This window comes from Chryseobacterium sp. CBTAP 102, from assembly GCF_003201365.1.
Classification (GTDB): domain Bacteria; phylum Bacteroidota; class Bacteroidia; order Flavobacteriales; family Weeksellaceae; genus Chryseobacterium; species Chryseobacterium candidae.
Genome location: NZ_QICX01000001.1, coordinates 711900 through 723196 on the forward strand (window position 1 = coordinate 711900; position 11297 = coordinate 723196).

At 35.0% G+C, this 11297-nt stretch carries 8 protein-coding genes; 5 read left to right on the plus strand and 3 right to left on the minus strand.

The features are described from left to right. Positions 1-42 precede the first annotated feature (42 nt). Positions 43-480: a hypothetical protein gene (locus C8D70_RS03245; RefSeq protein ID WP_110366353.1), complete on the plus strand. Its 438-nt coding sequence runs from the start codon at positions 43-45 to the stop codon at positions 478-480. A gap of 66 nt (positions 481-546) precedes the next feature. Here C8D70_RS03245 and C8D70_RS03250 read toward each other — a convergent pair whose 3' ends face one another. Continuing rightward, positions 547-1986, minus strand: a complete 1440-nt coding sequence (locus C8D70_RS03250) for a helix-turn-helix transcriptional regulator (protein ID WP_168802033.1) — start codon at positions 1984-1986, stop codon at positions 547-549. A 196-nt stretch (positions 1987-2182) separates the two neighbouring features. On the opposite strand from C8D70_RS03250, the gene C8D70_RS03255 reads away from it, so the two are divergent. The 3 genes from C8D70_RS03255 (at position 2183) to C8D70_RS03265 (ending at position 7351) form a co-directional block, all read left to right on the plus strand. After that, complete coding sequence (locus C8D70_RS03255; protein ID WP_110366355.1) at positions 2183-5182, plus strand: reprolysin-like metallopeptidase; 3000 nt, start codon at positions 2183-2185, stop codon at positions 5180-5182. Positions 5183-5511: 329 nt separating this feature from the next. Further along, positions 5512-6744: a PKD domain-containing protein gene (locus C8D70_RS03260; RefSeq protein WP_110366356.1), complete on the plus strand. Its 1233-nt coding sequence runs from the start codon at positions 5512-5514 to the stop codon at positions 6742-6744. Positions 6745-6751: 7 nt separating this feature from the next. Next, a complete protein-coding gene (locus tag C8D70_RS03265; RefSeq protein WP_110366357.1) occupies positions 6752-7351 on the plus strand; it encodes an outer membrane beta-barrel protein in 600 nt (199 codons plus the stop codon). Positions 7352-7609: 258 nt separating this feature from the next. Here the strand turns inward: C8D70_RS03265 and C8D70_RS03270 are convergent, their stop codons facing one another. Beyond that, on the minus strand, positions 7610-8179 hold the full coding sequence (locus C8D70_RS03270) for a hypothetical protein (RefSeq protein ID WP_110366358.1): 570 nt from the start codon (positions 8177-8179) through the stop codon (positions 7610-7612). 209 nt (positions 8180-8388) lie between these two features. Beyond that, positions 8389-10188, minus strand: a complete 1800-nt coding sequence (locus tag C8D70_RS03275) for a hypothetical protein (RefSeq protein WP_110366359.1) — start codon at positions 10186-10188, stop codon at positions 8389-8391. Positions 10189-10486: 298 nt separating this feature from the next. On the opposite strand from C8D70_RS03275, the gene C8D70_RS03280 reads away from it, so the two are divergent. Beyond that, positions 10487-10972, plus strand: a complete 486-nt coding sequence (locus tag C8D70_RS03280; RefSeq protein ID WP_110366360.1) for a hypothetical protein — start codon at positions 10487-10489, stop codon at positions 10970-10972. The last annotated feature ends 325 nt before the right edge of the window (positions 10973-11297 follow it).

The following is an 11297-nucleotide window of genomic DNA, read 5'->3' on the forward strand; positions in this document are numbered from 1 at the left end:
CTCCACAGTAAAGCATCCGACATTTAAACCTCTCTTTTTATTATGAAAAAGTTATTATATATATTGTTCATTACTACTTCATTATTACTTCCCGCCCAGAAAAACAGCAACATACAATTTGCGGTTTACAATGATGCCATCGGAACTGCCAGCATGTTTAAACTTTATAAAAGCAGTATTGAAAAATTAAACATTTTTAAAACCAAAGCCAGTCTACCTTCTCATTTAAAGAAGTTTGACTACCTGGCTGACAACGGTTTAATAGAGGTCATCTTAAAAAAAAATGAAGGTTACCCTGATAGTTTATCGCTGGAAATGCTTAATGAGCAGAGCAATCTTCCTAAAAACAGACCTGTGTTTATAGAAGGCTATCAGTTTAATGATACCACTACTCGGGTTTACAGCGATATGATCAGCAATATTGACCTTAAAGACAGCAACGGAAAGCAATTCATACATATTACCACCATAAAAAATTAACGACCGGTTTTAATCATGCTATTAATTTTAATACAGGGACTAATTCGAAAGGAAACAGTCTCTTTTTTATTTCAATAATTTAGAAAACCATACATAGATATCCATATCGCCGGGAATATTCATTTTTTTCCTTAGATTATACTTTTTGGTCTGCACCGTTCTTACTGAGGTGAAAGTATATTCAGCAATCTCTTTGGTAGAAAAATTCAGATAGATATATGCACAGAACCTTATTTCCGATATTTTTAAAGGAGAAATTTTCAGCAGCTCTTCTGAAAAATGTGGATAATATTCATTGAAACGGGTTAAAAACTCAGGATTATTTTCTTTGGCAAGCTGTATAATTTCTTTAAAAGCACTTTCATCTACAGATGGCTGATGAGGAATATCAATTTTATCCAGATTCTTGCTCTTATGTTTTCTATAGTAATACAGGAAAAGAAAAATGAAAAGAATACATACAGCAACACTTACTGATAATATAAAAAAGAGATTTTTTGTTTCTTTTTTTATTTTATTGGTTTCAAGTTCGTTTTGTTTATCAACGGTGTCATTCAATAGCTGGTTTTGGTTTTTGTTTGAAGACTCTATTTCCAACAGCCAATTGGAGTAATAGGCAATGCTGTCTTTTTGTCCCGTACTTTCATACAAGCTCTTTAGCTCCATAGCCACCGACTTTTGATAATTTTCGCTTTTATAATAATTATTAGCGATATTTTTACAGATCCATAAGTGATGCTGAGCTTCAGGAATTTGCTTAATGGATTTAAAATACCTACCAGCATAATACGACGTAATGTATCGTATCCCTATTTCATCTATTTTTTTTTCATTCTGAATGGCTTCCTCAATATATATTTTCGCAGAATCAGGTTTATTGAGGTCCAGATATATTCCGGCAAGATAAGGTGAAGTTTTATAGCTGTTGCTCAATCTATTCTTATCTATTCTGTAAAGTTCACCTTTATTTTCTCTGTAAATTTTGGAGTATTTGTATGCTGTTTTATAATGTTTTAATGCTAATTCTTTTTTATTAATTTCATTATATATTCCTGCATACTGCCAGTTGATAAGATAAATAAAGTAAGCATTATTGGTTTGCATCACTTTATCATACATTTCATCCAATTGTTTCAAAGAAGTAACTCTTTCTCCTAATTTCTGGTATAGCAACGATCTTTGAAGATGGAGATAAAATATGACTTCAAAATCTGTATCTGAATTGATGAGGTTTTCTTTTTCCACTTTATCTGTGTAATAAAAGGACCTCTTCATATCACTGTTCCGGTTATAAATATTGGCGATCTTCAGATACCCTAATGCCACACAATCATTGTAAGAATTTTGCTTACATACTTTAATAAGACTGTCTATTTTCTCAATTTCTTTTGGCCCGGCAGTAGAAAACTCAATATCAAAAAGAATATTCTTCATTTCTTGTTCTGTCTGCTGTGAATAGAAAAAGGAAGAAATCAAAAAGAATAAAACAGTTAGTTTTTTCATCATAATATTATCAATATAAAAATGCAATATTAATACTACACTATCACCACATAGGCTAAAATACATACGTATCACATACACAATGTAAAGAAATCACAATATAACATTACTTATAATACAAAATTAGCAATTACTTTTGAATAACCGAATATTATATTCATTCTTCACACTACCACTATTTAAATACCTAATTTTTAAAATGAGAAAAACTCTATTATCACTATTTTTGATATCAGGCTTCTGTCTTTCCAATGCCCAAAGATGGGAATCCGCTTCCCAGAAAACATCTGACATCAGAAGAGAGGTTACAATCAAATTTGCTTATAAAACTGATATCAATACATTAATACAGTTATTAAAAAATGCTGAAGAAACAGGGGCTAATGCACAAGCTGTTACAATCCAGCTGCCCACTGCTGAGGGAACCATAGAAAAGTTTGCTGTATACAGCAATCCTGTCATGGAAAAATCTCTGGCAGAAAAATATGGATTAGGATCTTATGTAGGGATTGGAATTGACGATCCGTCCAAATATGTCAGGTTCAGTACATCACCTACAGAAATGCAGTCTATGATTATCAAGGATGGTGTTTTTCAGTTTATAGAACCTATCACAACGGATAAAAAAACCTATGGAGTGTTCTATAAAACCAAGAGGACAGATTCTGAACATGGTTTTAGCTGCAGCATGGAAGGCAAAAAAGAACTGGATATCAAATCTTTAAAGAATTCAGGAAAAAACAAACTTGCCGGAATCAATATTACCGGAAGACCAGCTGCATCAATGTACAGAACTTATAGGCTGGCTTTGTCTGCAACCGGCGAGTATACAACACTTTTTGGAGGTGTTGCGGGCGCACTTGCCCAGATGAATAATACTATGACCCGTGTAAATGGTGTTTTTGAAAAAGAATTTGCAATTCATCTTACGATACAGAATTTCCCCAATATCATCTATGCCAATCCGGCCAATGATCCTTATACGGATGATTTAAACGGCGAGCTGCAACAAACTTTAAGCGCTCAGGTAGGTGATGCCAATTATGATATAGGACATGTCTTTAATGCAGCCGGAGGGGATGGAAATGCAGGATGTATAGGTTGTATCTGTACTGATCCTACGGCTGCAGAGCCATTGGGTAAAGGGTCTGCATTTACCCAAAACCAGAATCCTGTGGGAGATACATTTGATATTGATTATGTAGCTCACGAGATGGGACATCAGCTTGGAGGCAACCATACATTTTCTACAGTTACAGAAGGTTCGGATGTCAATGTAGAACCTGGAGGAGGTACAACCATTATGGGGTATGCGGGAATCACTGCCAATAATGTTCAGATGAACAGTGATGCGTATTTTCATTATTCATCAATCAATCAAATCCTTACCAACCTTGAAAGTAAAGTTGGATGTGGTGTAGCTGAAAATATTGCCAATAATGCTCCTGCCATTACTCCGCTTATTTCTTATCATATTCCTAAAGGAACAGCATATTACCTGGATGCCAATGCAGTTGATGCTAACGGAGATCAGTTTACCTATAACTGGGAACAGTATGACAGCGTGGGCTCAACCAGTTCAATCTCCGGAGATAGCGGATGGGGCTTCAATGCTGAAGGTTCTCTTACCCGTTCTTTTCCTGCAGTGGCTACCGGAAGAAGATATTTCCCAAGCCTTCCTATTGTGATGAGCGGTAAATTGACCAACAAAAACACCTGGGAAACAGTTTCATACATCCCCAGAGTTTTACATTATGCTGTATCTGTTCGTGATAATAATCCGAACAGGCCTTTAACTATTTCTGCTGAAAATACAGTAACTGTAGGAAATGACGGACCTTTCAAATTCAAAGGATTAAGCGAAGCTACTATCTTATATAATAACGCTTCCAATACTATTTCCTGGGATGTTGCCAATACAAACCTGGCTCCCTATAATGTTGCCAATGTAAAGATTGAATATACAACTGATCTGAATAACGGATCAGCATGGACAGAACTGGCAGCCTCAACACCTAATGACGGCAGCCTTGACATACAGATGCCTGCTGCATTACAGGGAAACATTAAACTGAGAATTTCAGCTGTCGGAAATATATTTTATGCTGTCTCACCTTCAGTTACCGTAGGAAGTGCTCCTGCTTCATTAAATAATCCTCCAACGGGGCTTGCTGCTTTTGAAAATGATATATTAAAAACTTCAGCCACCGTTTCATGGAATCATGTACCGGGAGCAACCTATTCTGTGAATTACAGAAAAATGGGAACAGCAAACTGGTCTAATGCTGTAAGCCCAATTAATTCTGTATTGCTGAATAATCTTGAGGATGAAACTTCTTATGAAGTTCGTGTTTCGTCCGTGATTAATAATGTTGCGGGAGAATTTTCACCGGTTTATAATTTTAAAACTAAAGGATTACGCACAGGATATGATTACTGTCTGATGACTACGGGAGGAAATACGACAATCAGTCCGTATTTCAGCGGAATCTTGAGAGTAACTTTAGCCAATGTGGATTTAGCTGGAAATGGGACAACCGTTCAGCACGCTTATAAAGACTATTCGGAAGACCCTGCGAAACTGATTCAGCTTACTCAGGGTGCGCAATATAATATGAACTATATTGTGTATGCTAACCGTGCAGGAGGAAACTTTCAGGATTGGGTACAGGCATGGATTGATTACAACAGAAACGGAGTATTTGAGGCTTCGGAAAGAATAGGAATTAACGGAGCTGCTCCGGACGCCAATAAAAGACATCAGGGAAGCTTTGCATTTGCAGTTCCGGCCAATGCTTATAATGGTGACAAAACATTAAGAATGAGAGTAGCCAGCGGCTTTTTCAATGCTTCAGCTGATGCGTGTACAAGTCCATCTTTAAATGATAATGGTGATCTTTTCTCAAGAGGTTCGGTATGGGATTTTTCTGTAAAAATCAATGCGGCACTTGGGGTTAAGGAATCCGTTCAGTCATCTTCTGATCTTGAAATCTATCCTAATCCGGCAGATACATTTGTAGAAGTGAAGAATCTGAAAGGCAAAGCCGATTACAAAATCTACAGTGCGGACGGAAGACTTGTTCAGGAAGGGAAACTGGATGGCCAGAGAATCAATGTAGCTTCATTGATTAAAGGAATGTATGTGATCACTGTAAAGGATGACAAGACTACTTACAATACGAAATTAATTAAGAAATAGTAATAATTAGTACCGTGTACCTGTAGGTTAATCGTGATACCTGCAGGTACTTTTTCTCAACATCTTTTAAAATAATACAGCCCAATCAATAACTCATAGTAAATCAAAATATCCAGCAAAGTAAATACATTTTCATTTAAACACCTTTTAATGTTGTACCTGCAGTATAGATTGGGTTTTCTGCAGGTGCTTTTAAAAAAATATACTTGAACAGGGATATAACATTATATTTATAAAACATTTTTTAATCATCGTTTGTGTTTTGTACCTGCATTAGAAGTGGTTTTCTGCAGGTACTTTTATTAAGATAACAATTTAAAAAAATCTATATGATAAAAAAACTACTCTTTCTGATATGTACTGGCTTTTCAGTTTTATCATTTTGTCAATCCGATGAGGTTCTGTTTATCGGAAACAGTGTGACCTATTTTAATGACATGCCTGAAATTTTCAAAAATATAGCAGCTTCAAAGGGGAAAAATCTGTCTGTAACAACACATACTCCCGGAGGAACCGGATTTGTGAATCATGTGGATGATCCTTCACTGTATCAGAAAATAAGGTCTAAAAATTATAAGTATGTTATCATGCAGCCCGGAACTGGTGAATCTGCAGGTCATTCTTATCCTGTTTCCGTAACAGCCGAACGCGGGCGAAAAATAAGAGATTCTATTCGTAAATACAGTCCTTGTTCTAAAATATTCCTGTATGAAATTCCTTATGGAGTACCCTCTGCCAATGATTACAACACCTATTTTGCTTTTCAGCAGAAAATTAAGGATTCCATTACAAAGATGTCTAATCTGATGCAGGTGGAAATGGTACCTGCGGGAGAATCTGCAAAACATTACTATAATTCTTCCCAGGATCTGGCTCTTCACGGATCTTATAACGATATTCATCCGGGGCCTAAAGGAAGCTATCTTGTGGCGGCTTCTATGTATTCTGCAATTTTTCAGGATCATGTCTTTCCATCCACTTTTTATAACGGACTGGCTCAAAATACCGCTGAAAATTTTCAGAATATTGCAGATCTTGTTTTTTTTAATAATCCGGCGCAATGGAACATTAACACGTTTCATCTTCATTCGGATTTTATAGCTGGAATTAATGGTACGACTGTAAGTTTTACCAATCATTCTGCAAATTATACTTCTGTATCATGGAACTTTGGAGATGGCACCACCGATTCGACATTGAATCCGATTCATCACTATTCCGCTCCGGGAAATTATACGGTATCACTTACTGTCAGCAAAAATTCCTGTGCAGAAACTTTCAGTAAAGCAATTACTATTGGTTCTCTGGGAACTTCGGATATTAATATACAGCCTGAGTTTATATTTTACCCTAATCCTGTGAAAGACTTTGCCTATATCACAAGTAAGGAAAAGATAAAAGAAATAATCATTTACAATAGTGAAGGAAGAAGGGTATCCAACATCTCAGATACAGAAATTGCTGATCATAAAATAAATTTTTCACACTACCAGAAAGGAATGTATATAGTGAATATTATTTTCAAAAACAATCAACAAAAAATCATTAAAATAATTAAATAATATAGTGATGACAAACAGATTAAACAAAATCTTCATTTACTCCTTAATTTTCAATGCATGTATGCTGAATGCCCAGCAAAAAGGCACTTCAGAGATAAAGATAGGATATGGTGTGCTGTCTTCCAACGAAATTGGCAAAGTCTTTTCAGATATTATAACTGCACCATTTTCTTACGCTGAACCGAAAGCAACTGATGAAAAACATTCCGGAGCTCTTTTTATTGGTTACAATTATGCCATTAAAGATAACTGGACTATCGGTACAGACCTTGTGTATGAAAGATATACAGCTTCCGTTAAAGATCAAAACCATATTATTGCCAGCCAGAAGAATGATATTTACACACTGGCCGTAAACAGTACTTATTCTTATATCTCAAAGCCTAAGTTCAGAATGTACTCAGGGGTTGGTTTAGGATATACTTTTTCAAATGAAAAGCTTAGTCCTAATCAGTCAGATGTTCAAAGTATGTATTCAAAAAACAGTTCTTTCAACTTTCAGGTAATAGGAGCAGGTGTAAGAATAGGCGGAAAACTTGCAGGATTCGCAGAATTAGGATTTGGATATAAAGGTATAATTAATTTAGGGATCAGCTATCAGCTTTAATTATTAACCTTGTATTCCTTATTTCAAGTTAAAAACAGCTATTTACAATCATCACAATTTATGCTAAATACCGACAAAATATGTTTCCGTAGGGATTCCGGCTCTTTTATCGTTGAGGTTGTTTAAACTTTTATAATCATTATTTTAATCATAAAAGGCACAAAAGTTTTAAATACTTACCTTTATTCAAAGAGAATACCCCGAGGCAGAGCCTCGGGGTATTCTCTTTGAATAAACAATTTGCATATAAAAGTGTGTCTATTTAGCTGCCGTAGTAATTTTATTAAATGCATAAGGCACTACTCCTATTCCCAGTGTAAGTAAAACACCAACGAGGTCATTCAGATTGGGAAAATTATTTACATCAAAATAGTTCCAGATGGCAAAGGTGGTGAGAACACACGCCAGACCTACAGACACTAACCCGCTTATAAATGCAAGAAAACGGCTTACACTTGTGTTAGGTTTTTCGGTATTGGAATCTGAAGTGCTGTTAAGTGCTGCCGCAGCATCCATCATTGCCTGCTGGCTTCCAAACGAAGCGGCTAAAAAAGCTTCTTTTTGCTTTGTTTTTTCTTCTTCTATCTGAACATTAGCATCCTTATCCAAAAGAAGATCCTTTAAAGATACCTTGCTATTTTTCAGTTTAAAAAATACAATACATGTAATTAAAAGAAAGAGCAAAATGGGAGAAAGTGCAATCCACTTTTCGGCATCTGTTATAGGAGTTATCGTAGGTACAGAAGTTGTGGCAGAAGGTTGTTTTGCAAAAAATCCGACAGATGTAAAAAATGTGGTCAATAATAAAATAAAATTCAATGGTTTCATCGGGATTAGTTTAAAGGTTGTTAATGATTTGCGTTAAATTGCATCTGAATATATTCTACAGCCTACAATTTATTTTATAACAAATATTGTAATTATATAATAACCTGTCAATTACCCATTTGGGTAATATCCTATCCCTATTTTAAAATTTATAACCTGAAAAGCGATGTGTTTTCAGGTTGCTAAGTTTACGGTTTTATTTTCTATCATCAATTTCCAAAATTGACAAAATGAGGAACATCTGTTGCAAAACTGTTCAAAGGTAAAAGATTATTTCTGTTACTGTTAAAATCAAAAACAGAATTATTATCAAAGGGAACGCGTGGATAATACATAAAAGAAATCTGAATCCTGTTGAAAACAAGATATGGATTATTAATTAACACACCTATTCCGATTTTTGTATTGACTTTGGTCTTCAGCAGTTTATCATCAGGCATTCCCAGCCAGCCCACTGCGGTAGTTAAATAAGGACTGAAATGGAAATTCTTCCAGGTTTTATTGATAAACAACTGAAGCTGATATCTTAATACTATTTTTTTTGTCCCGATATAATCTGAATTGTAAACAGGAAATTCGTCTGCAGAAGAAAGGTTGATCCTATCCCTATAAGAGTAATTATGCTGTGGATTTCCCAAGGCTAATGTCGGAGAGAAGAAATGTCTTGCTTTGGCAAATTTCCAGTCCGTCAGGTTGGTAAAATAAGTTCCGTCAAAACGGAAAGATTCCCTGTTCCGGCTGTCTTCATTAAAAAACCTTCCAAACTGTGCTTTCACTGTGAAATATCCCAACTTTGTAAAACGACCGTAAGATGCAGAGATCCCCACATATGGATTCACTTCTTTATTTCTTGATAAGCCTCCGGCAATGAGGTTCACAGAATTACCATAAGCTACATCCTCCGGTAAATCATACTGGAAAATATTCTTCTGAACTGAAAAGTTTCTCTGAATAAACCCAACAGACATCAGAAAACTGTTATAAGAACTGAAATATTTGTACTTGTCAATTCCCGGACTGTCTTTGTACTGATAGTTCTGAAATCTTCCTATTATGGCAATATTACTGGATATTTTTTCACTGGGGTTAGATGAAACCGGAATCTGATACCCACCCCATACATCTTCGCTGTACACTTTAATCTGAACTTCCGGAAAAGTGGTATCTGTTTCTATCGGAAGCAAAACTTTACGCATAAAATATTCGAATGTAAAACCTCCCGCCCATTTCGTTAAAGGTGAGAAAAAGTCTCTTCTGAGGCTGAAATTGATTCTTTCATTTCTCGAAAAATCCCGTTCCCCAAGAATCTGGGCGTTGATATAGGTACCAAAGAGATTATATGTGGTATAGCTTCCTAAAAGATAATCCTGCTTCTCTTTGGAGTCATTTCTGTAAAGAAAGTCTAAGGTGTGTCCCAGTCCCAGTACATTCTCTTCAGTAACTCCCAGGCCAATCTTGCTTCCTGAATAGCTTACTCTTGGCTTCAGACTCCAGGAATCAAGAACCCTTACAACAACATCTATAGAGTCTTTACCGGAAATACTATCAGAAACACTGATATTAACTCTGTTTATAAAAGGCATTGTTCTGAGCAAACGCTCAGATTCGTAAAGTTTTTGGGCGTTGTACTCTTCTCCTTCTTTAAAAAGCAAAAAATTATTAACTGTAGATCTTCTGGTACTGGAATGAAGGTGATCCTTTATCCAGTCATACCATTTGCCTATTTCCTTACTGTCTTTAGAGCCATATCCGAAAGGGTCAATGGTTTCTATCCTGACATTTCTGATAATTCTTTTGTTATAAGTGTTTTGCGAAAGTTTTTCAGTATTGGACTTAACAGAAGTTGAATCCGGTTCTCTACGAAATATAAAGCGGTGAATGAATTTGGTAACTTTTCTTTTATCAGAAAATTCTTCAATTTTATAATAAAGTGAATCTTTCTTCTCCTGTGCATTTAAAAAGAAAAAACCACTTAAAAAGAAAATCAGAGTTACAGTCGTTCTAGTCATTAGTCATCAAAATTCAATTCAGTTTGTTGTATCAATTTATACGCCAATAGGGCTTAAACACCTACCACATTTAGGATTTTTTTCTATATACAACTTACTTTATTGAATATTTTCATACAGAAATAGAAGAACACCTCTGTTTTACTGTCAGATTACCGCTAATTTACAATCATTTTTTATTTCACTTTTATTTCCAGAAAAAGATCCATATTCTCAAAACTAACTTAAATCATAAAATAAAAGCAACCGCAACAACCTTTTTTTGTTTATTTTTACTCATTATAAATAAAAATAATACATGAAAAAAATTGTACTTACGGGAATAGCATTTATAGGAGGGTTTCTAACAGCCAATGCGCAGTGTAAAGCCGTAACCACTATTGCAGAAAGTTTTGATACCTGGAAAGATATCAATAAATGCTGGAGTGTTCAATCCGGAAAAGCGATGCTTTATGCCAGTGAAAAAAGAATTATATTTTATTCTATGAACAATCCCAGAGAAAATATGTATCTGGTAACCCCGGAAATTAAAGCCGGAACCTATACACTGTCTCTTGACCTTTCTGATAATGGAGGAGAAACTACCTTAGAACTTTTCTCAATAGATAACCCTTCTGATATAAAGACCTATATTTCGATCACTAAACCTTCCAAAATAACAGGAGAGAAAAAAACATTTACAGTTTCTTTGAAAAAAGATTCACATTTAGGGTTGAAAGTCTTGCTGAATGGCGTTCATCAGGCTGTTTATATGGATAACTTATCTCTACAGGCTAAGAAATAGGTTTAGGATAAAGTCTAATGCTGACCGGCAAAAAAAGAATTTACTATTCTATAATACAAGCCCAAAATAGTTATTATTCAAGAAAACAGTATAATATATTAAGATGCAAAACTTTAAATCAAAAATTTCATTCTAAGTGGTAGTGTCTCACTAACTGTGTAAGTTAAAAAGTTATTCTGGAAAATTTTGAGCCCTCATAGCTCAAAAAATTTTACGGAAATAACTTTTTATTATTTTTAACCATTACATAGTTATGATAGACAAAGAAGACTTATTAAACAACAAGGATTTCTATAAGTCCTTTAAAAATGGAGAAGACTTAACC

Bases quoted from the DNA above. Each gene is read 5' to 3' on its own strand.
- C8D70_RS03245 (WP_110366353.1), top strand. From the start codon at position 43: ATGAAAAAGTTATTATATATATTGTTCATTACTACTTCATTATTACTT.
- C8D70_RS03275 (WP_110366359.1), bottom strand. From the start codon at position 10,188: ATGACTAGAACGACTGTAACTCTGATTTTCTTTTTAAGTGGTTTTTTC.
- C8D70_RS03250 (WP_168802033.1), bottom strand. From the start codon at position 1,986: ATGATGAAAAAACTAACTGTTTTATTCTTTTTGATTTCTTCCTTTTTC.
- C8D70_RS03265 (WP_110366357.1), top strand. From the start codon at position 6,752: ATGACAAACAGATTAAACAAAATCTTCATTTACTCCTTAATTTTCAAT.
- C8D70_RS03255 (WP_110366355.1), top strand. From the start codon at position 2,183: ATGAGAAAAACTCTATTATCACTATTTTTGATATCAGGCTTCTGTCTT.
- C8D70_RS03270 (WP_110366358.1), bottom strand. From the start codon at position 8,179: ATGAAACCATTGAATTTTATTTTATTATTGACCACATTTTTTACATCT.
- C8D70_RS03280 (WP_110366360.1), top strand. From the start codon at position 10,487: ATGAAAAAAATTGTACTTACGGGAATAGCATTTATAGGAGGGTTTCTA.
- C8D70_RS03260 (WP_110366356.1), top strand. From the start codon at position 5,512: ATGATAAAAAAACTACTCTTTCTGATATGTACTGGCTTTTCAGTTTTA.